This window comes from Streptomyces saintjeani (assembly GCF_055409605.1).
Genome location: NZ_CP189624.1, coordinates 4,098,709 through 4,120,919, shown reverse-complemented (window position 1 = coordinate 4,120,919; position 22,211 = coordinate 4,098,709). Strand labels below are relative to the sequence as shown.

Here is a 22,211-nt window from a genome sequence, read left to right as displayed (position 1 = left end):
CTCGCCGACGCCGCGTACGGCCGGGGAGCGCCCCCGCCGTCCAGCGCGGCTCCCGGCAGCCCGCAGAGCCCGTCGGAGGGCCTCGGACACCCGTCGCCGGCAACGGCCTGCCCCTCACACCTCGCGGCCGAGGAAGTCCCGCACCCACCCGCGCCCCCCTCGAACAGCCCTCTGGAGGCCGCCCCGTGACCGTCCTGACGACCGCCCTGGATGCGCACGGCCCCGACCACCTGGCGAACCGCGAGGCCATGCTCGCGAAGCTCGACGAGCTGGCGGGCGAGCAGGCGAAGGCGCTCGCGGGGGGAGGGCCGAAGTACGTCGAGCGGCACCGCGCGCGCGGGAAGCTGCTCGCGCGCGAGCGGATCGAACTGCTGGTGGACGCCGATACGCCGTTCCTGGAGCTGTCGCCGCTCGCGGCCTGGGGGAGCGAGTACCCCGTGGGCGCGTCGCTCGTGACGGGGATCGGTGTCGTCGAGGGGGTCGAGTGCCTGATCACCGCCAACGACCCCACCGTGCGCGGGGGCGCGAGCAATCCCTGGAGTCTCAAGAAGGCCCTCAGGGCGAACGACATCGCGCTGGCCAACCGGCTGCCCTGCATCAGCCTGGTGGAGTCCGGGGGTGCCGATCTGCCGTCCCAGAAGGAGATCTTCATCCCCGGGGGCGCGATCTTCCGTGACCTCACGCGCCTGTCGGCGGCCGGCGTTCCCACGGTCGCCGTCGTCTTCGGCAACTCCACGGCGGGCGGCGCGTACATCCCCGGGATGTCCGACCACGTGATCATGGTCAAGGAGCGCGCGAAGGTGTTCCTCGGCGGCCCGCCCCTCGTGAAGATGGCGACCGGCGAGGAGAGCGACGACGAGTCCCTGGGCGGCGCCGAGATGCACGCGCGCGTGTCGGGCCTCGCGGACCACTTCGCGGTCGACGAGAGGGACGCGATCAGGCAGGCACGCCGCGTGGTGGCCCGCCTCAACCACCGCAAGGCGTACGGCGACCCGCCCCCGGCACTCCCCCCGAAGTACGACGAGGAGGAGCTCCTGGGGATCGTCCCCGGCGATCTGAAGGTTCCCTTCGACCCGCGCGAGGTGATCGCGAGGGTCGTCGACGCGTCCGACTTCGACGAGTTCAAGCCGCTGTACGGGACGAGCCTCACGACGGGCTGGGCGACCCTGCACGGCTATCCCGTAGGGGTGCTCGCCAACGCGCAGGGCGTGTTGTTCAGCCAGGAGTCCCAGAAGGCGGCCCAGTTCATCCAACTGGCCAACCAGCGGGACGTCCCGCTGCTGTTCCTGCACAACACCACCGGCTACATGGTCGGCCGGGAGTACGAACAGGGCGGCATCATCAAGCACGGCGCGATGATGATCAACGCGGTGAGCAACAGCCGGGTGCCGCACCTGTCGGTCCTCATGGGCGCGTCGTACGGCGCCGGCCACTACGGGATGTGCGGCCGGGCCTACGACCCGCGTTTCCTGTTCGCCTGGCCGAGCGCCAAGTCGGCCGTGATGGGCCCTCAGCAGCTCGCAGGCGTCCTGTCGATCGTGGCCCGGCAGTCCGCCGCCTCCAAGGGCCTCCCGTACGACGAGGAGGCCGATCAGGGCCTTCGCGCCATGGTGGAGCGGCAGATCGAGGCGGAGTCCCTGCCGATGTTCCTGTCCGGGCGGCTGTACGACGACGGCGTGATCGACCCGCGCGACACGCGCACGGTGCTCGGTCTGTGCCTGTCGGCGATCCACACCGCTCCCTACGAAGGCGCACGCGGCGGCTTCGGCGTCTTCAGGATGTGAGGTGCCTGTGATTTCCACCGTTCTGGTCGCCAACCGGGGCGAGATCGCCTGCCGGATCTTCCGCACCTGCCGCGCGTCGGGCATCCGTACGGTCGCCGTCCACTCGGACCCCGACGAGGGCGCCCTGCACGCGCGCGTGGCCGACCGCTCCGTACGGCTGCCCGGGGCGACCCCCGCCGAGACGTACCTGCGCGGCGACCTGATCGTGAAGGCGGCCCTCGCGTCCGGCGCGGACGCCGTGCACCCCGGGTACGGCTTCCTGTCCGAGAACGCCGGCTTCGCGCGCGCGGTGCTCGACGCGGGCCTGGTGTGGATCGGGCCGCCCCCGGAGGCGATCGAGGCGATGGCGTCCAAGACGCGCGCGAAGGCCCTCATGGGGATCGCCCCGCTGACGGACGTCACCGACGCCGACCTGCCGGTCCTGGTGAAGGCGGCGGCCGGGGGCGGCGGGCGCGGCATGCGGATCGTGCGCCGCGCGCGGGACCTCGCCCCCGCCCTGGAGGCCGCCCGCGCGGAGGCCGCGAGCGCCTTCGGGGACGGCGAGGTGTTCGTCGAGCCGTACGTCGAGCGCGGGCGCCACGTCGAGGTGCAGATCCTCGCCGACACGCACGGCACGGTGTGGGCGCTCGGCACGCGCGACTGCTCGCTCCAGCGGCGCCACCAGAAGGTGATCGAGGAGGCGCCCGCGCCGGGGCTGTCCGAGCCGGTGGCACGGAACCTCGAAACGCTGGCCGTCCGCGCGGCGCGCGCGGTGTCGTACGCCGGTGCCGGGACCGTCGAGTTCCTCCTCGCCCCCGACGGCACGGCGCACTTCCTGGAGATGAACACCCGCCTCCAGGTCGAACACCCCGTCACGGAGGCCGTGTTCGGCCTCGACCTCGTCGCCGAGCAGATCCGCGTCGCCGAAGGAGCCGCCCTCGCGGACGAGCCGCCTCCCGCACGCGGGCACGCGATCGAGGCCCGCCTCTACGCCGAGGACCCCGCGCGCGAGTGGACCCCGCAGACCGGCACCCTGCACCGCCTCGCCGTCCCCGACGGCGTCCGCCTGGACACCGGGTACGCCGACGGCGACACGATCGGCGTCCACTACGACCCGCTGCTCGCCAAGGTGATCGCCCACGCGCCCACGCGCGCGGAAGCCCTCCGCAAGCTGGCCGGCGCCCTGGAACGGGCCACCGTCCACGGCCCGACGACCAACCGGGACCTCCTCCTGCGCTCCCTGCGCCACGAGGAGTTCACGCACGCGCGCATGGACACCGGCTTCTACGACCGCCACCTCACCGCCCTCACGCGCGCACCCGCCGACCCGCTCGCCCCCCTCGCGGCGGCTCTCGCGGACGCGCACGGCCGTTCACGCTTCGGCGGCTGGCGCAACGTCCCCTCACAGCCCCAGCGCAAGCGGTACGAACTGGACGGCCAGGAACACGAGGTCGCGTACCGGCACACCCGCGCGGGCCTCGACGCGGACGGCGTCCGGGTGGTCCACGCCGACGCGGGAACCGTCGTCCTCGAAGCCGACGGCGTACGGCGCCGGTTCGAGGTCGCGCGCTACGGCGACCGCGTGCACGTGAACGGGACGGCCCTGACCGCGCTGCCCCGCTTCCCCGCCCCGGCGCCCCAGCGGGTCCCGGGTTCGCTGGTCGCGCCGATGCCCGGCACGGTCGTCAAGGTCGCGCCCGGACTCGTCACCGGATCGAGTGTCGAGGCGGGCGAACCGATCGTGTGGCTCGAAGCGATGAAGATGCAACACGCCCTCACGGCCCCGGTCTCCGGAACCCTGACGGCGCTGGAGGTACAGGCAGGACAGCAGGTGGAGGTGGGAGCCCTACTGGCCGTGGTCGAGGGCGACCGACAGGACGAACCCGAAGGAGCGCGACAGTGAGCCCGGTCATCGAATCCGACGAGCACAAGGCCCTGCGCGAAGCGGTCGCGGCCTTCGGCAGGCGCTACGGCCGCGACTACCTCACCAAGGTCATCGACGAGGGCCGCCACCCCACCGAGCTGTGGCAGGAGGCCGCGAAACTCGGCTACATCTCGGTGAACCTCCCCGAGGAGTACGGCGGCGGGGGCGGCGGCATCACCGAACTCGCCCTGGTCCTCGAAGAGCTGGGCGCGGCCGGCTCGCCCCTGCTGATGATGATCGTCTCCCCGGCGATCTGCGGCACGGTGATCGCCCGCTTCGGCACCGAGGCGCAGAAGCGCGCGTGGCTCCCCGCGCTCGCGGACGGCTCCCGCCTGATGGCCTTCGGGATCACCGAACCCGACGCGGGCTCCAACAGCCACCGCATCACCACCACGGCCCGCCGCGACGGCGCCGACTGGCTCCTCACCGGCCGCAAGGTCTTCGTCTCCGGCGTGGACGCGGCCGACGCCACCCTCGTCGTCGGCCGCGCCGAGGACGCGCGCACGGGCCGCCTCAAGCCCTGCCTGTTCATCGTCCCGCGCGACGCGCCGGGCTTCACCCGCCGCAAGATAGACATGGAACTGCACGGTGCGGAGAAGCAGTTCGAACTCGCCCTGGACGACGTCAGGCTCCCCGCCGAAGCCCTCGTCGGCGACGAGGACGCGGGCCTCGCGCAGCTCTTCGCCGGCCTCAACCCCGAGCGGATCATGACGGCCGCCTTCGCGATCGGCATGGGCCGCTACGCGCTCGCGCGGGCCGTCGGGTACGCGCGCGAACGCACCGTCTGGGACACCCCCATCGGCGCCCACCAGGCCATCGCCCACCCCCTCGCGCAGGCGCACATCGACCTCGAACTCGCCCGCCTGATGACTCAGAAGGCGGCCCACCTGTACGACGCGGGGGACGACACGGGCGCGGGCGAGGCCGCCAACATGGCGAAGTACGCGGCCGGGGAGGCGTGCGTGAAGGCCGTCGACCAGGCCGTGCAGACCCTCGGCGGCAACGGCCTCACACGCGAGTTCGGCCTCGCCTCGCTGATAACGGTCTCGCGCGTGGCCCGTATCGCCCCGGTGAGCCGGGAGATGATTCTCAACTACGTCTCCCACCAGAGCCTGGGCCTGCCCAAGTCGTACTGACCGCCGCCCCTGTGCGAGGAGGAACCGTGTTCCGCAGCGAGTACGCAGACGTCCCGGCAGTGGACCTGCCCATCCACGACGCCGTCCTGGGCCGCGCCGCCGAGTTCGGCGCCCTGCCCGCGCTGATCGACGGCACGGACGGCACGACCCTCAGCTACGAGCAGCTGGACCGCTTCCACCGGCGCGTCGCCGCCGGGCTCGCCGACGCGGGCGTGCGCAAGGGGGACGTGCTCGCCCTGCACAGCCCCAACACGGTCGCCTTCCCCATCGCCTTCTACGCCGCCACGCGCGCGGGCGCCTCGGTCACCACCGTCCACCCCCAGTGCACGCCCGAGGAGTTCGCGCGGCAGCTGCGCGACTCGGCCGCCCGCTGGATCGTCACCGTCTCGCCGCTGCTGGAGACCGCCCGGCGCGCGGCCGAACTCGCGGGCGGCGTCGGGGAGATCTTCGTCTGCGACGAGGCCCGCGGCCACCGCTCGCTGATCGGCATGCTCGCCTCCCAGGCCCCCGAACCGAACCCCTACATCGACCCCGTGGAGGACGTCGCGGCCCTCCCGTACTCCTCCGGGACGACCGGGCTCCCCAAGGGCGTCATGCTGACCCACCGACAGATCGCCACCAACCTGGCCCAGCTGGAGCCCGTGATGCCGTCGGGCCCGGGCGACCGGATTCTGGCGATACTCCCGTTTTTTCACATCTACGGCCTGACGGCCCTGATGAACGCCCCCCTGCGCCTGGGCGCCACCGTCGTCGTCCTGCCCCGCTTCGACCTGGAGACGTTCCTCGCGGCCGTCGAGAGGCACCGCATCACCGGCCTGTACGTCGCCCCGCCGATCGTCTTCGCGCTCGCCAAGCACCCCGCCGTCGAGCGCTACGACCTGTCGTCGCTGAAGTACGTCATCAGCGCCGCCGCGCCCCTGGACGCCGATCTCGCCGCCGCCTGCGCGCGCAGGCTGAACCTCCCGCCCGTGGGCCAGGCGTACGGCATGACGGAGCTGTCGCCGGGCACCCACGTCGTCCCCCTGGACGCCATGGCCGCCGCCCCGCCCGGGACCGTGGGCAAGCTCATCGGCGGCACCCGCATGCGGATCGTCTCCCTCGACGACCCCGGCAAGGACCTCGGCCCCGGAGAGGCCGGCGAACTGCTCTTCCGGGGACCGCAGGTGATGAAGGGCTACCTCGGGCACCCGGACGCCACCGCCGCGATGATCGACCCCGACGGCTGGCTGCACACCGGGGACATCGGGTACGCCGACGACGCCGGCTGGCTGTACGTCGTCGACCGCGTCAAGGAACTCATCAAGTACAAGGGCTTCCAGGTCGCCCCCGCCGAACTCGAAGCCCTCCTGCTCACCCACCCCGGGATAGCCGACGCCGCCGTGATCGGCACGTACAACGACGACGGCACCGAGGTCCCGCACGCGCACGTGGTGCGCCAGCCGGACGCCGCCGGCCTCTCCGAGGGGGAGGTGCTGATGTACGTCGCCGAACGCGTCGCGCCCTACAAGCGCGTACGCCGGGTCACGTTCGTCGACGCCGTCCCGCGCGCGGCCTCCGGGAAGATCCTCCGACGCCAGCTGAGGGAGCGCGCATGACCCTGATCGGCCGCAGCCACGAGCGCGGCGTCGAACGCCTCAGCCTCGACGCCGCGGACACCCGCAACGCCCTCTCGGCGGACCTCGTCGCCGCCCTCGCGGGCGCGCTCGCCGACTGCGCGCGGGACCCCGCCGTACGGGCCGTCGTCCTCACCCACAGCGGGGGCACGTTCTGCGCGGGCGCCGACCTCAAGGACCCGCCCGCGCCCGAGGAGTTCGTCGGGCTGCTGCGCGCGGTCGTCGGGCTCGGCAAGCCGGTCGTCGCGCGCGTGGCGGGGCACGTGCGCGCGGGCGGCCTCGGGCTCGTCGCCGCCTGCGACGTCGCCGGGGCGGCCACCGGATCGACGTTCGCGTTCACCGAGGTACGCATCGGGGTCGCGCCCGCCGTCATCTCGCTGCCCCTCCTGCCTCGCGCCGACCCGCGCGCGCTCGCGCGGTACTGCCTCACCGGCGAGCGGTTCGACGCCGCCGAGGCCGTGCGCGCGGGGCTCGTGACCGTGGCCGGCGACGACGTCGACGCCCTCCTCGCGCCCGTCCTCGACGGGCTGCGCCGGTCCGCGCCCGACGGGTTGGCCGAGACGAAACGGCTGCTCACGGCTAAGGTTCTCGAAGCCTTCGACCGGGACGCCGCGGAGCTGACGGCGCTCTCAGCGCGGCTGTTCGCCTCGCCCGCGGCCCGCGAGGGGATGACGGCCTTCCTCGAACGACGGGATCCCGCATGGGTGCTGTGACCGCCGCCGACCGAGCGCCGGACGACCGTGCGCGGGGGCAAGGAGGGCCGGCGGAACGGGTGTCGGGCGACCGCGCGAGAGAAGGCCGTGGGCCCGGCGACCGCGCGTCGGACAGTCGCGCGCCGGGGGATCGTGCCCCCGACAGCCGCACCCCCGGCGACCGCCCGCCCAACGACCGCGTGCCCAAGCAGGACCGTAGCCGCGTCACCCGGCAGCGGCTTCTGGAGGCCGCCGTCGCCTGTCTCGCCGAGTACGGGTGGGTGGGGTCCACGGTCTCCGTCGTCGCCGAGCGCGCGGGGGTCTCCCGGGGGGCCGCCCAGCATCATTTCCCCACCCGCGAGGACCTGTTCACCGCCGCCGTCGAGTACGTCGCCGAGGAGCGGTCCGGCGCTCTGCGCGCGCTGTTCCCGCAGGGGGCCACCGACCGCGCGGCCGTCGTCGGCGCCCTCGTCGACCTCTACACCGGGCCCCTCTTCCGCGCCGCCCTGCACCTGTGGGTCGCCGCCTCCAACGAGGAACAGCTCCGGCCCCGGGTCACCGAACTGGAGGCCCGCGTAGGCCGGGAGACCCACCGCATCGCCGTCGAACTCCTCGACGCCGACGAGAGCCGCCCCGGCGCGCGCGAGACCGTACAGGGCCTGCTGGACATGGCCCGGGGCCTCGGCCTCGCCAACCTCCTCACCGACGACCGGGCTCGCCGGGAGCGGGTCGTGGGGCAGTGGGTGGCGCTGGTGGAGGCCGAGTTGGGGTGAGGAGGCGCAGGTCGGGGGCGTTGTCAGTGGCGGGTTCTACGGTGGGGGCATGGGAGATCGGTTCCAGGTGATCGTGGACCTCGATGCGGGCGAGGCGGAGGCGGCCCGGCTCAAGGAGCGCGTCGTCGGGTGGCTCGTGGGGGAGGGGATCGTCGTGGCGGACGGGAGTGGGTACGCGGCCGGTCCCGGTTGGGCGCGGGCCGTGGACGACGGGGACCACGAGCCGTCGGGCGGGCTCGCGGCGCATGTGGGGCGCGGGGGCTTCCACAGCGGCGCGGACATGCCGGAGGCGGCCGTCTGCCCCCGGTGCGCGGCTGTCGCCACCCTCGACGACGACGCCTGGAGCCGCTTCAACGACGCCATGCAGATCTGGCACGACACGGGCGCGGCCACCGTCGAGTGCCCCGCCTGCGCCGCCCCCGTACCCGTGCCGGAGTGGGGCTGGGACGGCCCGCCGCTCGCCTTCGGGCACCTGGGGCTGGAGTTCTGGAACTGGCCCGACCTCTCCGACGCGTTCCGCGCGCGAATAACCGACGTCCTCGAGGGCCACCGCACGGCGTACCTCTGGGGCAAGATCTGACGGCACCTCAAGGACTCAGGGACTCAGCCGCTCCACCCGCCACCCCCCGTCCGCCTCCTCGACGTACCGCAGCCGGTCGTGGAGGCGGTTCTCCCGGCCCTGCCAGAACTCGACCGACTGGGGAGCCACCCGGAAACCGCCCCAGTGCGGGGGCACCGGAACCTGCTCCCCCTCCGGGTAGCGCGCCGTCAGCTCGGCGTACGACGCGTCGAGTTCCGCGCGGGACGGGACGACGGAGGACTGCGCGCTGGCCCAGGCGCCGAGCTGGGAGCCGTGCGGGCGGGTGCGGAAGTACGCGGCCGTCTCGTCGCGCCCGGTACGGCGCGCCACGCCGTGCACGATGACCTGGCGGGCCATCGGGTGCCAGGGGAACAGCAGGGAGACGTACGGGTTCCCGGCGAGGTCGCGGGCCTTGCGGGAGCCGTAGTTCGTGTAGAAGACGAACCCCTGCTCGTCGAAGTGCTTCAGCAGCACCGTGCGCGCGCTGGGCCGCCCCTCGGTGTCGGCGGTGGAGACGACCATCGCGTTCGGCTCGAACAGGTGCGCCTCGGCGGCGGCCTGCTTGAACCAGCGGGCGAACTGCTCCACCGGGGTCGCGGCAAGGTCGTCCTCGGCAAGACCCTCCGCCCGGTACTGCGTACGCATCGCGGCGGGATCGGGGGAGGCGTCGTCGTGGTCGTTCACGCGGTCATCCTGCCGCATCGGCGGGCGCGCGCGGGGTGGTCTGCCGGAACGCGCAGGCGCGGGGGACCGCCGTACGGCCCCGGCATGTTCCGGCGCTCCACCGGGCACCCTTTGGGTGGCACTCAGTGCCGTACGACCTCCCCAAAGGTGACACCCGGGGATATGGTGCTGGTGCCGCACAGCAGGAGCCGCAACCGGCTGTGCCGCACCGAACCGAGCAGCACGCGAACCGAGCACGCGAGGACACGGTCACGCGCGAACGACCGCCCCGCGCGCGCCCGCGTCCCGCGCACGAACACCGCCGCACACCGACCCGGACCGCGCGCGAACGCCGGCTGTACCCGAGAACGACCCCGCACCCGAACCGAGCAGCACGCGGGAACGACCGCCCTCGCGCACGCGCACCGGCCGCCGAGAACATCCCGCCCCACACATCGAGGAGCCGCCTGATGTCCGACTTCGTACCCGGTCTCGAAGGAGTCGTCGCGTTCGAGACGGAGATCGCCGAACCGGACAAGGAGGGCGGCGCCCTGCGGTACCGGGGCGTCGACATCGAGGACCTGGTGGGGCACGTCTCGTTCGGGAACGTCTGGGGTCTGCTGGTCGACGGCGCGTTCGACCCCGGGCTGCCGGCCGCCGAGCCGTTCCCGATCCCGGTGCACTCCGGGGACATCAGGGTCGACGTGCAGTCCGCGCTGGCCATGCTGGCCCCTGTGTGGGGCCTGAAGCCCCTTCTGGACATCGACGAGGGCCAGGCCCGCGACGACCTCGCGCGGGCCGCTGTGATGGCCCTCTCGTACGTCGCGCAGTCCGCGCGCGGGCAGGGGCGGCCGATGGTGCCGCAGCGGGAGATCGACAAGGCGCGCTCCGTCGTCGAACGGTTCATGATCCGCTGGCGCGGCGAGCCGGACCCGAGGCACGTCGCCGCCGTCGACGCGTACTGGACGTCCGCCGCCGAGCACGGCATGAACGCGTCGACGTTCACCGCGCGCGTGATCGCCTCCACCGGCGCGGACGTCGCCGCCGCGCTCTCCGGCGCCGTGGGGGCCATGTCCGGCCCGCTGCACGGGGGCGCGCCCTCGCGCGTGCTGGGCATGATCGAGGAGATCGAGCGCACGGGGGACGCCGACGGGTACGTCCGTCAGGCGCTCGACCGGGGTGAGCGGCTGATGGGCTTCGGGCACCGCGTCTACCGCGCCGAGGACCCTCGCGCGCGCGTGCTGCGCCGTACCGCGCGGGAACTCGGCGCGCCCCGGTTCGAGGTCGCTGAGGCCCTGGAGAAGGCCGCCCTCGCCGAGCTGCACGCCCGCCGTCCCGACCGGGTGCTCGCCACCAACGTCGAGTTCTGGGCGGCGATCGTCCTCGACTTCGCGGAGGTGCCGGCGCACATGTTCACGTCGATGTTCACGTGCGCGCGTACGGCGGGGTGGTCGGCGCACATCCTGGAGCAGAAGCGGACGGGACGGCTGGTGCGGCCCTCGGCGCGGTACATCGGTCCGGCGGGCCGGGACCCGCGCGAGATCGACGGGTACGACGGCCTCACCGGCTGACGCCGATCCGGAGTACGCGCGCGCGAGGTCGGCGACTCCGGCGTCACGGGCCGCCGCCCGCAGCACCCCAAAGGCACGCGCGCGTGGTCGGCCAGATCGGCGTGCCCGCCCCTGCGCCGATCGACCACAAGCCACCCGCGCGCGAGGCACTACGCCGGCGACAGCAGCCCCGCGTGGTGCCTCTCCGCCACCAGCGGATGCGCCCGCAGCTTCCCCTTCAGCTCGTTGAACCCGTACTCCGCGAACAAGGGGTTCGCCGGGTCCGTCGTCACCCCGCGCGCGGACGACGCGTGCGGGAACGCCAGCGGCTCCACGCGCGCGTCCAGGCGCGGGTTGTAGAAGAACGGCACGGAGAAACGTTCCACGGCCGTCGGCGGGGAGACGACGCGGTGGTTGGTGGCGAGCAGGTAGCCGTTGGTCGCGACCTCCAGCAGCTCGCCCAGGTTGACGACGAAGGCGCCCTCCAGGGGCGGCACGTCGTGGAAGAGGCCGTCCTCGCGCTGGACCTGGAGGCCGCCCACCCGGTCCTGGAGGAGCAGTGTGAGGAAGCCGTAGTCCTTGTGCGCCCCGACGCCCTGGTCGGCCCCGTTCCCGGCGTTCCCGGGGTAGCGGACGAGCTTCAGGTGCGGGTGCGCGTGCGCGCCGAACGCGGAGTCGTAGAAGCCGGGGTCGGCGCCTATGGACGCCAGCAGCTCGTGCAGGAGCTTCGCGGAGACGGCGCTGAGGCGGTCGATCCAGCGCAGCGCGGCGGTGCGCAGCTCGGGCAGCGAGGCGGGCCACTGGTTGGGGCCTTCGAGCCACCAGTACGGCGCCTCGCCGGGGCCCGGCACGCGCGCGGGGCGCTCGGCGCCGATGTCGAGCTGGTCGCGCCAGTCCTGGCGGCCGGCGGTGCGCTCGTCGCCCGTGCGCGTGTAGCCGCGGAAGTGCGGCGAGTTCACGTTGTCCAGGGCCAGGCGTTCGGCCTCCGGCAGTGCGAAGAAGCGCCGCATCGCCGTCAGCAGGGCGGCCGTCTCGCCGTCCGGCACGCCGTGGCCCACGAGCTGGAAGAAGCCGACGTCGTGCGCGGCGCTGTGCAGGCGCTCGTGCAGCCGCGCACGCGCGCGGGGGCCCGCGTCCGCCGCGGAGAGGTCGATGATCGGGAGCTGCTGGTACGACGGGTTCGTCATGGTGCGTCCGTAGGTGTACGGGGGCCGACCCGCCGCCGTGGGTGGGGCGCGGGCGCGGGTGCCGGGTGAGCAGGAGGCGACGGCCCTGGAGGGCCGCCGGGAATGCGGGCTGGAGGCTCAGACGGAGCGTCGACAGCCCATGCTCGTGACGCGGACGTAGTCCACGTGGCGGCGTCGAACGAGCGGAAGCATGAACCCCAGGTTACCGCTCGGCGAAAGATTCGTACGTGGCGTGGATCACCCCCCGGAAATCCTCCGGGAACGCACGGGAACGCAGGCGACCCGCGAGTCGGGTTCCTCCGTGGAGGAGCCGGCCGGACGTACCGGCGACTCGCGGGTCGGGTGACTGCATTGGGACTGGGCCGGCGGCGCGCAACACTCACGCGCGGGTCCGGCACCGCACTGCGGGTGACGGGCGCTAGCCCGCAGTCACCTCACGCGTCCGGTTTCCATACATCTGCCGAACCACCTCCCTTCTCGTGTGCCCCACACCCTAGGAACCACCTCCGGGACACCTCAACCGGTTTTTCCGGCACGACGACAAGGGCGGGTACGGGGGTTAGGCGGCCCGGCGTCCCAGCGCGCGCCCGGCGTCACAGCGCGTGCCCGCCCGCGACCTGGACCACCTGCCCCGTGATCCACCGCGCCTGATGCGATGCGAGGAACACCACCGCGTCCGCGATGTCACCGGGCTCTCCGACCCGCCCGAGCGGCACCAGCCCCGCCACCTCCGCCGCGAGCGCCTCGTCCATCCAGCCCGTCTGTACGGGTCCAGGAGCGACCGCGTTGACCCGGATGCCCCGCGGCCCCAGATCGAGCGCCAGAGCCCGTGTGAGGGCCTCCAGAGCCGCCTTGGATGTGCCGTAGCCGAGCTGGCCGGGGAAGGCGCGGGCGGCGTCCGTGGAGACGTTCACGACGGTCGGCGGGGGGCCGGTGACGTACCGCCGCGCCAGCTCGGCGATCAGCAGCGCCGGGGCGATCGAGTTGACCCGGTAGTGCCGCTCCAGGGACCCGGCGGTCAGCGTCCCGACGTCGTCCGGGCTCTCGCAGTGCGCCGCGTTGTTGACCAGCACGTCGACCGGACCGAGCCGCTCGGCGACGACGTCGAGCAGGCGAGGCAGGTCGTCCGCGCGGGACAGGTCCGCGCCGACCGCGAAGGAACCGTTGCCCAGCTCCCGCGCCAGCGTCACGGCCGCCGACTCGCCCGGCGTGACGTGGGCCCAGGACACGCCGTCCGGCGCGGGAGGGTCCTCGGGGAGGTAGTGCACCGCCACGCGCGCGCCCTGTGCGGCGAACGCGTGGCTGACGGCCCCGCCGATGTTCCCCGCGCCCCCGGTCACCAGGACGTTCTTTCCGGACAGGCGTGTGTCGATCATGTGGGACTCCTCGAAGCGGTCGGCACCCCGCGTTGACACGCGCGCAGGTGCGTGTTCGGCTTTTCGTGTGATCGGCTTTCGTATCGAACCCGCCGTGGGCGAGCGGCCATTGGAACAGTGGCGGCAGGTCCACAACACCGTCGTGCCGCCCGCGGCGCTGTCCCTGGCCGAGGTCGAGGAGCGTGCGGGGCGCTACCGGCTGGAGAACGCCTACGCGGGAGACGTGCTCGTCGGCTGCTCGACCGTGCGGCCCCCGCGCGAGGAGGACCGGACCGCGACCGTCATCGCGCGCGTGCTGCCCGAGTTCCGGGGGCGCGGGTACGGCGGCGCGCTGTACCGGCACGCCCTCGCGTACGCGCGCGAGCTCGGTGCCGAGGCCGTCGAGACGTGCGTGCTGGCCGCGAACACCGACGGACTGGCGTTCGCCCGCGCACGCGGGTTCGCCGAGGTCGAGCGGTACACCCTGGAGGACGGCGACGACGACTGGTGGGTCGATCTGAGGGTGCCGAATCTCGGACCGGCTTCCGGGAACACCGTGTGGGCTGAGTCACGTTCCAGTTGAATGAAGGGCGAGTGAGCGAATCGACGCTGGCAGGGGGTCCAGGTGAGCGCTTCCCGGCGTAGGGGGACCACCGACGAGCTGGGCCCCGACGAGCCCGGCAGGGACGGGCCGCACGGGGCCGACCTGCTCGCCGCGCTGCTGGACGGCATGGACGCGGCGCTGTGCGCGTTCGACGCCGACGGGGTCGTCACGCACTGGAACCGCGAGGCGGAGCGCATCCTCGGGTGGAGCGCCGAGGAGGCGGTGGGCCGGCACGGCTTCGCGGGCTGGGCGGTGCGCAGCGCCGACGCCGAGGAGGTCGAGGGCCGGCTGATGGCCGCCATGCACGCGGCCGGGCGCCAGGTGCACGAGTTCGCGCTCCTCACCAAGGACGGCGGCCGGGTCCTCGTCCGCACCCAGTCGTCCGCCGTACGCGGGCCCGACGGCAAGCCCGCCGGGCTGTACTGCGCCTTCAGCGAGGTGCACGCGCAGATCGACCTGGAGCGGTCCATCGCGCTCAGCGAGGCCCTGTTCGAGGACGCCTCCTGGGGCGTCGTCCTGATCGACGCCGACCTGCGCCCCGCCGTCGTCAACACGCACGCCGCGCGGGCCCTCGGCACGGGCCGTACGGCTGTCCTGGGCCGTCCGCTGGGCGAACTGCTCACGTACGGCGTCCAGGAGCTGGAGAGCGCCCTCACGCACGTCCTCGCCGAGGGCGCCCCGCCAGCGCCCGCCGAGATGTGGATCGGAGTACGCACCCCCGACGGCGAGAAGCGGCGCTGCTGGCGCAGCGGCTTCGTACGGCTCTCCTCGCCGCTCGCTGAGGAGCCCGTGCCGCTGGGCGTCGGCTGGCTCTTCCAGGACGTCACGGAGACCAAGCAGGGCGAGCAGGAGGCGTCCCTGCTGCGCTTCCGCGCCAACCAGCTGCACCGCGCCGCGCGCGCGGCGGCGGAGTGCGAGGACGCCGCCGAGGCCGCGACCGTCCACCTCGACTTCGCGCTCGCCGGGTTCGCCGACCACGTCTTCCTGGACCGCCTCCACGGCACCCCGCGCGCGGACGCCGACCTCGTCACGCCCGTACGGCTCGTGCGCGTCGCCTCCACCCCCGCAGGCGGCCCCGGGCCGAGCGTCCTGAGCACCCACCCCGGGCTCCCCGTCGGCTACCCGGAAGGCCACCCGGCGCTCCAGTGCGTCGCCCGCGTGGGTACCGTCCGCGCCGGAGCCGCCGGCATCCCCGCCGACCAGGCCCGCGTCTGGGCGCGCACGCGCCAGTGGCCCGAGGACACCGTCCACGCCCTGTCCACCGTCCTGCGCAGCCGGGGGCGCACGCTGGGCGCGGTCACGTTCCTGCGCGGGCGCGGGCGTACGGCGTTCGAGCGCGCCGACACGACGTACGCGGAGGACGTCGCCGTACGGATCGCGGCGGCGCTGGATCTGGCCGGGGTGACGGGGCAGGAGCGGGGGTAGGGCCGGAGGGACGTCAGTTGCCGTGGAAGATCCGGTCGCCGTACTCCTCCAGCACGCGCGCGTTCCACTCGTGGCCGCCGTCGACGTTCCCCGAGCGCAGGAGGGGCGGTTCCACGCCGCGCGCGACCAGGGCGGCGGCCGTCGTCGCCGCCACCGCCTGGAGGAGGGCCGAGGTGACGACCGTGGAGGCGGGGGCGAAGGGCGCGGGGACGCCGGCGAGGGTCAGCGCGGCGTCGCCGACCGGGATCTTGGAGTCGAGGACCAGGTCGCAGTGGTCCTTGAGGAACGTGCCCGAGGAGTGGCGGGAGGACGTCTCGCGTGCGTACGCGAGCGACGTGACGCCGATGACCTTCACTCCGCGTGCGCGCGCGTGGAGGGCCATCTCCACGGGGAGCGGGTTGCGGCCCGACAGGGACACGACGATCAGCGCGTCGCCCGCGCGCAGGGGCGAGGTCTCCAGGACGACCCGGGCGAGGCCGTCCACGCGCTCCAGCGCGGAGCCGAGCGTCGCGGGCCGTACGTCCACGCCGACCAGGCCCGGCACGGACAGCAGGTTCATCACCGCGAGGCCACCCGCGCGGTAGACGAGGTCCTGCGCCGCGAGCGAGGAGTGGCCCGCGCCGAAGGCGAACAGGCGGCCTCCCGCCACGACGGTGTCGGCCAGCAGCTCGCCCGCCGCCTCGACCGCACCGGCCTCCTCCGCGCGCACGCGCTCCAGCAGCGCGAGGGCGGCCTCGAAGAACCGCTCACCGACCTCTGACCCACCCATCGTCGAGCCCCTTCGCGCCGTGCCCGTCCGTTCCGCGGATCACCGTGCGGTCTGGACCAGTGCGGTGTCAATACGGGGGTGCGCCGAGGAGGTGCGGTCCTCCCGGGAGGCGTCTCGCGGGAAGGGGTTTCGCCGGCGCGGCACGGTTGTCAGTGGTATCCGGCAGAATTGGGGACAGGGCCAGCGCACGCGCCGAGAGCCGTCCAGCCTTCGGCAGAGCAAATCGAGGGGCACGAATGTCCGGACTGATCGACACCACGGAGATGTATCTCCGCACCATCCTCGAGCTGGAGGAGGAAGGTGTGGTCCCCATGCGCGCCCGGATCGCCGAGCGGCTCGACCAGAGCGGACCGACGGTGAGCCAGACGGTCGCGCGCATGGAGCGCGACGGTCTCGTCTCCGTGGCCACGGACCGGCACCTGGAGCTGACCGACGAGGGGCGCCGTCTCGCCACGCGCGTGATGCGCAAGCACCGCCTCGCCGAGTGCCTCCTGGTCGACGTCATCGGGCTGGAGTGGGAGCAGGTCCACGCGGAGGCGTGCCGGTGGGAGCACGTGATGAGCGAGGCCGTCGAGCGCCGCGTCCTGGAGCTCCTGCGCCACCCCACCGAGTCGCCCTACGGCAACCCCATCCCCGGCCTGGAGGAACTCGGCGAGAAGGACGGCGCCGACCCGTTCCTCGACGAGGGCATGGTCTCCCTCGCCGACCTCGACCCCGGTACGGAGGGCAAGACCGTCGTCGTCCGCCGCATCGGCGAGCCCATCCAGACGGACGCGCAGCTCATGTACACGCTCCGGCGCGCGGGCGTCCAGCCCGGGTCCGTCGTCAGCGTGACGGAGTCGGCGGGCGGGGTGCTGGTCGGCAGCGGCGGGGAGGCGGCGGAACTGGAGTCGGACGTGGCGTCGCACGTGTTCGTGGCCAAGCGGTGAGGTGACGCGGGGCGCCGGGGCTCCGGGCTGAGGGGAGAGCGGGGCGCCGGGGCTCGGGCGGGGGCTAGTGCCGGGGCGGCGCCTGGCTTCGGGCGGGTGCCGGGCGCTGGGCTGAGGCCGGGCTCTGGGGCAGCGGTGGGTGCCGTGCGGTGAGCCGTGCCGAGCCGTGCTGGGGGGCGGGTGCTCGGTTGCCGGGCCGAGGCCGGGCTTCGGGGCGGTCGGTGGCGGATGCCGTGCGATGTGCCGGGGCCGGGGCTGGGCGTCAGGCTGACGCCGAGATCTGGGTTCCAGGGCGGCGGGCGCCGGACGGTGGCTGATGCCGGGGGGCGCGCGCGAGGCTTCGGGTCGGGATTGTGCGCCGGGTCGATGCCGGGTGCCGAGTGCCCGGTGCCGGCGTCGGTTTCGGCGTCCCGTGCCGGGGCCGCGCAAGCACCGCGTGCCCGCGGGCGTGCGGTGCTCCATCGTGGGGCATGGTCAACTCCTGAGCCGCTCGCGATGATTGGGTTCCCTTCGGGGTCTCGAAGCCGAAGATTCCCTGTACCGAATCGCAGCGCTCGGGCGCCGCGCGTGCGAGGCTGTCGCGTGAGGCATATGACCGGAGGGGGCGGGAAGATGTGCCGCAGACGTGAGAAGGGCCCCGGTGCCGTGAAGCACCGGGGCCTGTCCTCCCCTGTACCGACCCGGAGCCCCGAGCTCCCAGGGTCGTTCCCCTCGGACCGGTTTCCCCGGCCGGTCCGCCTCCCGCTGAAGATCTCCCCTCGGCAGCGGCGATCATTCCTTGAGCCCTGTCACTCGAACGAGCGGTGTTGCCGCCGGAGACTCTGTTTCTCGAATGCGCATTCGATACGCTGCGGGTGAGGGGCCGCGGAAGCGGAGGCCGCGCTTCGGGCGGGCGGGAGCGGGGCGGTCCGGCGGCGGGAGCAGGACACGGCGGTAGTGGTACGACGGCAGACACGAAGCGGTTGACTCGGACCGGTGGGCTCGAGCGGGAGCGGGCGGGCCGAGCGGAGCCAGGGGGGTGCCAGACCGATGGCGCGACGCATCGAGGTGACCGGGGCCGGCGGGGTACGCCTCGCGGCCTGGGAGTTCGGTGACCCGCCCAAGCAGATTCCGGACCAGCCGGGGGCGCGGGAGGGGGCCGGGAGGGTGCCGGGTCCTGCCGGCAGCGGACGGGGAACACCGCCGGGCGCGGGTGCGCCGGGCGAGGGCCGCCCGGGGGACGGCTCCACGCGGGGCGCTCTTTCGAGTGGTTCTCGCGAAGCGGACGGCTTCGAGGCGGACGGCTTCGCGGCCGGCGGACCGGAGGCGGGCCCTCATCGGGGCGGCGCGCCCCGGGGCGGTGCTCACGAGGGGCGAGGCCCTGAAAGCGGCGGCTTCGAGGGCCGTGGCCGTGAGGGTGGCGCCCATCCAGGCGGAGCACTCCAGGACGGTGGCCGTGAGCGCGACGCCCATCCGCGCGGCGCGCCCCAGGCCGGTGACCGTACCTCCGCCAGCCCCGCCAGCCCCGCCAGCCCCGCCAGCCCCGCCAGCCCCGCCAGCCCCGCCAGCCCCGCCAGCCCCGCCAGCCCCGCCAGCGACTCCGCGCCCGGCGTCCTCTTACTCCACGGCCTCATGGGCCGCGCCTCGCACTGGGCGTCCACCGCCCGCTGGCTCTCCGAGCGGCATCGCGCGGTGGCGCTGGACCAACGGGGCCACGGGCAGAGCGAGAAGCCCCCGCAGGCCGCGTACACGCGTGAGGCGTACGTCGAGGACGCCGAGGCGGCGCTGGAGCAGCTCGGGCTCGGGCCCGCCGTACTCATCGGGCACGCGATGGGAGCGCTCACCGGATGGCAGCTCGCCGCGAAGCGGCCCGATCTCGTGCGGGGGCTGATCGTCTGTGACATGCGGGCGTCCGCGCTGGGGGCGGCGTCCCAGCGGGAGTGGGCGGACTGGTTCAGGTCCTGGCCGGTGCCGTTCGCGACGCTCGCGGACGTCCGCAAGTGGTTCGGCGAGGACGACCCCTGGGTCGAGCGGCCCAACCCCGCGCGCGGGGCGTTCTACGCGGAGGTCATGCACGAGTCCGCGGACGGCTGGCGGCCCGTCTTCGAGCCCGAGCAGATGCTCAAGTCCCGGGAGACGTGGGTGTACGACGCGCACTGGGAGGAACTCGCGCAGGTCCAGTGCCCGTCCCTGGTGGTCCGCGGCCTGGACGGCGAACTGGGCCGCGCCGAGGCCCAGGAGATGGTCCGCGTCCTCCCCCGGGGCCAGTACGCGGAGGTCTCCGACGCCGGCCACCTCGTCCACTACGACCAGCCGGAGGCATGGCGAGCGGCGATCGAACCGTTCCTGGAGGGGGCGTTCGCGGAGTGAGGGGTGACCGTCGGGAAGGGGCTCGGGCGCGGTGGGGCCGAAGCGACGGCACGGGCTGAGACAGGGGCGCTGACGCTCACCGAGCCCGCGCCAAGAGGGGGCCCAGATAACCCATGCCCAGACCACCCGTACCCAGATCCCGCACCCAGCCCACCCGTGCCGCCCAGCGGACGCACGATCCCCACCGCCCCCGTGCCGCCCAGCGGCCGTACAGATCCCCGCCGACACGCACACCCCACCCGGCGTACCCGGCACCCGCGCGGAACACCCCCCGGACACCCCTCGGCCGGGCCCCACCCCCAGGCACCGCATCCGCGGCATGCCCCCCGGACCGGCGGGCCCGGCCAGTATGAATGAACGCCCTTCAGGCGGACCGGAGTTACCGGTCCCGGCCGCACGCGTAGGCCAGCGGTGAGATCAGCTCCTCCGCGTCGGGGAGCCAGCGGTTCGCGGCGGTGGGACGGCAGGCCCACTGGACGGCGCGGGAACCGTGACGGGTCGGCGGAGCGGCGACGTACGAACCCTCCCCGAGGACGTCGAGGTCGAGCGCGCCGACCGACCAGCCGATGCGCCGCAGCAGGTCGGGAACCTTGACCGAGGCCCCGGGAAGGACGAAGAACTGCATACGTCCGTCGGGCGAGAGGGTCACGGGCCCCAGCGTCAGCTCCATCCGCTCCATCCGCGCGAGCGCGAGGAACCCCGCGGTCTCGGGCACGGAGATCGCGTCGAAGGTGCGCCCGGTCGGCAGCAGGATGGACGCGGAGGGCTGTTTCTGCCACATCCTGCGGGCGACGGTCGCACTCCCCGTCGCCTGGGACGCCCAGTCGGGGCGCACGGGATGTGCGCCGGGCGCGGCACACTTGGTGTCACCGCAGGAGCAGCGCTGCACTCCGTCGACGGCTTCCAGCCAGGTGCCGGAGAACACGTCCCAATGGCGCTCCTCGGCATAGCGGACGGCGGTTTCCAGCAGCGTTTCCCCGCGCTGCTTCGGGATTTGGGTGGCTTCGGCGACGCCGGCAATGGTCTCTTCCACGGTGAGCACAACTCTAGCGGTCACGAGGGGTTACGCGTGCCCGAGAGCTTGGGCGGAAGCGGGCTCCCGGACGGCTCTGACGGATGTTCAAGTGCGCGGGGGAGAGCACCGGTTCGGCCTTCGGGGCGCATGGGTGCACGCCCGGGGGCGCGTGGCAGGAAAGCGCCGCGGAACGGGTAGGCACAAACCGGGGGGAACGGGGAGTCACGTCCAGGGCAGCGCTCCGCCCGATACCCCGGCAATCCTCGCAAGTCCCGCATTTTCGTCAGGCAGGCGGGGCACTGATCTTCACGGCCGGATTTTTTCGGTTAGCGGGTCCGGATCCCGAACAGCCGGACCCGAGGACGACCAACCCGGAGCCGACCGGTGGAAGACACGTCAACTCGGTGCGTGGCAGGCACCGCAGCCACAGGGGGTTACGCCATGGCCGCAAGGCCGCTTGTCGCGCGGCAGCCGAACGAACGGTTGCAGGCGCTCATCCAGGAGGCGGGATGCTCGAACGCCGGGCTCGCCCGCCGGGTCAACATGTGCGGGGCGGAGCACGGCCTCGACCTGCGCTACGACAAGACGTCCGTGGCCCGCTGGCTGCGCGGACAGCAACCGCGGGGCCGCGCACCGGCGATCATCGCCGAGGCGCTGGGCCGCAAACTCGGCCGTACGGTCACGATCGACGAGATCGGCATGGCCAACGGCAAGAACCTCGCCTCGGGCGTCGGCCTCCAGTTCTCCCCGACGGTCCTCGGCGCGATCGAGCAGGTCTGCGAGCTGTGGCGCAGCGACGTGGGCCGCCGCGACTTCCTCTCCGGCTCCTCGGTCGCCGCGTCGGCGCTCGTCGAGCCCAGCCGCGACTGGCTGATCTCCGCGCCGGACGCGCAGGTCGCGCGCTCGGCGGGCCCGCGCGTGGGCCAGTCCGACGTCTCCGCCGTCCGCGCGATGACGCAAGCCCTCGTCGACCTCGACCACCAGTACGGCAGCGGGCACGTGCGCCCCGTCGTCGTCCACTACCTCAACAGCGTCGTCTCCGGACTGCTCGCCGGCTCCTACCGGGAGGCGGTGGGGCGGGACTTGTTCGCGGCCGTCGCCCGACTGACCGAGCTGGCGGGGTACATGGCCGTCGACACGGGCCAGCCGGGCCTCGCGCAGCGGTACTACATCCAGTCCCTGCGGCTCGCGCAGGCGGCGGGGGACAGAGGCTACGGCGGGTACGTCCTCGCCGCGTCCATGAGCCACCTCGCGGCCCAGCTCGGGAACCCGCGCGAGATCGCCCAGCTGGCGCGCGCCGCGCAGGAGGGCACGCGCGGGCGCGTCACCCCGCGCGCGGAGTCGATGTTCCACGCCGCCGAGGCCCGTGGCCACGCCCTCCTCGGCGACGCACGCGCCGCCCAGCTGTCGTCCTCCCGCGCGCTGTCCGCGCTGGAGGCCGCCGGCACCGACACCGGGGACGACCCGCCCTGGATCGCCCACTTCGACGAGGCGTACCTCGCCGACGAACTCGCCCACTGCCACCGCGACCTCGGCCAGGCGGAGGCCGCCGCCCGCTGCGCCGAACAGTCCCTCGCCGGCCACCCGCCCACGCGCGCGCGCCGCCGCGCCATCGGATACGTCCTGCTCGCCACCGCGCAGGTCCAGCAGCGCGAGATCGAGCAGGCATGCCACACCGGCCTCAAGGCGGTCGACCTCCTGGAGACCCTCCGCTCCAACCGGGGCGCGGAGTACCTCGACGACCTCCAGCACCGCCTGGAGCCCTACCGGGACGAGCCCGTCGTCCGGGAGTTCGGGGCCCGCCTCGGCCTCCAGACGGCGGCCTGAGCACGCACACCGGACCGCCGTACCCACGAGTACGGCGGTCGGCGCTGTTAGTGACGT

Annotated in this window: 17 protein-coding genes and 1 pseudogene; 13 read left to right on the top strand and 5 right to left on the bottom strand. The window is 73.7% G+C overall.

Going from position 1 to position 22,211, the window contains the following annotated elements; translation table 11 throughout:
* The first annotated feature begins 185 nt into the window (after positions 1-185).
* The 7 genes from ACQCO7_RS18535 to ACQCO7_RS18505 all read left to right on the top strand — a co-directional run bounded on the left by ACQCO7_RS18535 (position 186) and on the right by ACQCO7_RS18505 (position 8,481).
* Positions 186-1,784, top strand: a complete 1,599-nt coding sequence (locus tag ACQCO7_RS18535) for an acyl-CoA carboxylase subunit beta (protein ID WP_464072897.1) — start codon at positions 186-188, stop codon at positions 1,782-1,784.
* A gap of 7 nt (positions 1,785-1,791) precedes the next feature.
* The gene (locus ACQCO7_RS18530; RefSeq protein ID WP_464077235.1) at positions 1,792-3,666 is read left to right on the top strand and encodes an acetyl/propionyl/methylcrotonyl-CoA carboxylase subunit alpha; all 1,875 of its coding nucleotides are present in this window, start codon (positions 1,792-1,794) and stop codon (positions 3,664-3,666) included.
* Positions 3,663-4,823, top strand: a complete 1,161-nt coding sequence (locus ACQCO7_RS18525) for an acyl-CoA dehydrogenase family protein (RefSeq protein WP_464072896.1) — start codon at positions 3,663-3,665, stop codon at positions 4,821-4,823. The genes ACQCO7_RS18530 and ACQCO7_RS18525 overlap by 4 nt, the downstream gene beginning before the upstream one ends.
* A 26-nt stretch (positions 4,824-4,849) precedes the next feature.
* Positions 4,850-6,418 carry a 4-coumarate--CoA ligase family protein gene (locus ACQCO7_RS18520; protein WP_464072895.1) on the top strand — a complete coding sequence of 523 codons (1,569 nt, stop codon included), beginning with the start codon at positions 4,850-4,852 and terminating at the stop codon, positions 6,416-6,418.
* Positions 6,415-7,149, top strand: coding sequence for an enoyl-CoA hydratase family protein (locus ACQCO7_RS18515; protein ID WP_464072894.1), 735 nt, complete (start codon positions 6,415-6,417; stop codon positions 7,147-7,149). Before ACQCO7_RS18520 ends, ACQCO7_RS18515 begins: the two co-directional genes overlap by 4 nt.
* 179 nt (positions 7,150-7,328) lie before the next feature.
* Positions 7,329-7,901, top strand: coding sequence for a TetR/AcrR family transcriptional regulator (locus ACQCO7_RS18510; protein ID WP_464077234.1), 573 nt, complete (start codon positions 7,329-7,331; stop codon positions 7,899-7,901).
* 49 nt (positions 7,902-7,950) lie between these two features.
* Positions 7,951-8,481, top strand: coding sequence for a YheV family putative zinc ribbon protein (locus tag ACQCO7_RS18505; RefSeq protein ID WP_464072893.1), 531 nt, complete (start codon positions 7,951-7,953; stop codon positions 8,479-8,481).
* A 15-nt stretch (positions 8,482-8,496) separates the two neighbouring features.
* On the opposite strand, the gene pdxH is transcribed toward ACQCO7_RS18505, so the two are convergent.
* Positions 8,497-9,183: a pyridoxamine 5'-phosphate oxidase gene (gene pdxH / locus ACQCO7_RS18500; protein ID WP_464072892.1), complete on the bottom strand. Its 687-nt coding sequence runs from the start codon at positions 9,181-9,183 to the stop codon at positions 8,497-8,499.
* Positions 9,184-9,614: 431 nt separating this feature from the next.
* On the opposite strand from pdxH, the gene ACQCO7_RS18495 reads away from it, so the two are divergent.
* Complete coding sequence (locus ACQCO7_RS18495) at positions 9,615-10,715, top strand: citrate synthase 2 (RefSeq protein WP_010357793.1); 1,101 nt, start codon at positions 9,615-9,617, stop codon at positions 10,713-10,715.
* Positions 10,716-10,864: 149 nt separating this feature from the next.
* On the opposite strand, the gene ACQCO7_RS18490 is transcribed toward ACQCO7_RS18495, so the two are convergent.
* Positions 10,865-11,881 carry an isopenicillin N synthase family dioxygenase gene (locus ACQCO7_RS18490; RefSeq protein WP_464072891.1) on the bottom strand — a complete coding sequence of 339 codons (1,017 nt, stop codon included), beginning with the start codon at positions 11,879-11,881 and terminating at the stop codon, positions 10,865-10,867.
* Between the two features lie 593 nt (positions 11,882-12,474).
* Positions 12,475-13,257: an SDR family NAD(P)-dependent oxidoreductase gene (locus ACQCO7_RS18485; RefSeq protein ID WP_464072890.1), complete on the bottom strand. Its 783-nt coding sequence runs from the start codon at positions 13,255-13,257 to the stop codon at positions 12,475-12,477.
* Between the two features lie 109 nt (positions 13,258-13,366).
* Here ACQCO7_RS18485 and ACQCO7_RS18480 point away from each other — a divergent pair, with 109 nt between their 5' ends.
* The gene (locus ACQCO7_RS18480; protein ID WP_464077233.1) at positions 13,367-13,819 is read left to right on the top strand and encodes an N-acetyltransferase family protein; all 453 of its coding nucleotides are present in this window, start codon (positions 13,367-13,369) and stop codon (positions 13,817-13,819) included.
* Positions 13,820-13,861: 42 nt separating this feature from the next.
* The gene (locus tag ACQCO7_RS18475; protein WP_464072889.1) at positions 13,862-15,265 is read left to right on the top strand and encodes a PAS domain-containing protein; all 1,404 of its coding nucleotides are present in this window, start codon (positions 13,862-13,864) and stop codon (positions 15,263-15,265) included.
* A gap of 13 nt (positions 15,266-15,278) precedes the next feature.
* Here the strand turns inward: ACQCO7_RS18475 and ACQCO7_RS18470 are convergent, their stop codons facing one another.
* Positions 15,279-16,034, bottom strand: a complete 756-nt coding sequence (locus tag ACQCO7_RS18470) for an SIS domain-containing protein (protein WP_464072888.1) — start codon at positions 16,032-16,034, stop codon at positions 15,279-15,281.
* Between the two features lie 236 nt (positions 16,035-16,270).
* Here ACQCO7_RS18470 and ACQCO7_RS18465 point away from each other — a divergent pair, with 236 nt between their 5' ends.
* Both ACQCO7_RS18465 and ACQCO7_RS18460 read left to right on the top strand, forming a co-directional pair.
* Positions 16,271-16,963 carry a metal-dependent transcriptional regulator gene (locus tag ACQCO7_RS18465; RefSeq protein ID WP_010357798.1) on the top strand — a complete coding sequence of 231 codons (693 nt, stop codon included), beginning with the start codon at positions 16,271-16,273 and terminating at the stop codon, positions 16,961-16,963.
* 1,575 nt (positions 16,964-18,538) lie between these two features.
* Positions 18,539-19,312, top strand: a pseudogene (locus ACQCO7_RS18460) (alpha/beta fold hydrolase); the annotation flags it as partial.
* Positions 19,313-19,691: 379 nt separating this feature from the next.
* On the opposite strand, the gene ACQCO7_RS18455 reads toward ACQCO7_RS18460, so the two are convergent.
* Entirely contained in the window at positions 19,692-20,354 is a 663-nt protein-coding gene (locus tag ACQCO7_RS18455) for a bifunctional DNA primase/polymerase (RefSeq protein WP_409116561.1), read from the bottom strand.
* Positions 20,355-20,768: 414 nt separating this feature from the next.
* Between ACQCO7_RS18455 and ACQCO7_RS18450 the strand changes: the two genes are divergently transcribed.
* Positions 20,769-22,154, top strand: coding sequence for a transcriptional regulator (locus tag ACQCO7_RS18450; protein WP_464072887.1), 1,386 nt, complete (start codon positions 20,769-20,771; stop codon positions 22,152-22,154).
* Positions 22,155-22,211 lie beyond the last annotated feature (57 nt).

What these genes read in the sequence shown, in the direction of transcription:
- ACQCO7_RS18505 (WP_464072893.1), top strand. Translation starts at nt 7,951, where the DNA reads ATGGGAGATCGGTTCCAGGTGATCGTGGACCTCGATGCGGGCGAGGCG.
- ACQCO7_RS18485 (WP_464072890.1), bottom strand. Translation starts at nt 13,257, where the DNA reads ATGATCGACACACGCCTGTCCGGAAAGAACGTCCTGGTGACCGGGGGC.
- ACQCO7_RS18450 (WP_464072887.1), top strand. Translation starts at nt 20,769, where the DNA reads ATGGCCGCAAGGCCGCTTGTCGCGCGGCAGCCGAACGAACGGTTGCAG.
- ACQCO7_RS18470 (WP_464072888.1), bottom strand. Translation starts at nt 16,034, where the DNA reads ATGGGTGGGTCAGAGGTCGGTGAGCGGTTCTTCGAGGCCGCCCTCGCG.
- ACQCO7_RS18490 (WP_464072891.1), bottom strand. Translation starts at nt 11,881, where the DNA reads ATGACGAACCCGTCGTACCAGCAGCTCCCGATCATCGACCTCTCCGCG.
- ACQCO7_RS18495 (WP_010357793.1), top strand. Translation starts at nt 9,615, where the DNA reads ATGTCCGACTTCGTACCCGGTCTCGAAGGAGTCGTCGCGTTCGAGACG.
- ACQCO7_RS18515 (WP_464072894.1), top strand. Translation starts at nt 6,415, where the DNA reads ATGACCCTGATCGGCCGCAGCCACGAGCGCGGCGTCGAACGCCTCAGC.
- ACQCO7_RS18465 (WP_010357798.1), top strand. Translation starts at nt 16,271, where the DNA reads ATGTCCGGACTGATCGACACCACGGAGATGTATCTCCGCACCATCCTC.
- pdxH (WP_464072892.1), bottom strand. Translation starts at nt 9,183, where the DNA reads ATGCGGCAGGATGACCGCGTGAACGACCACGACGACGCCTCCCCCGAT.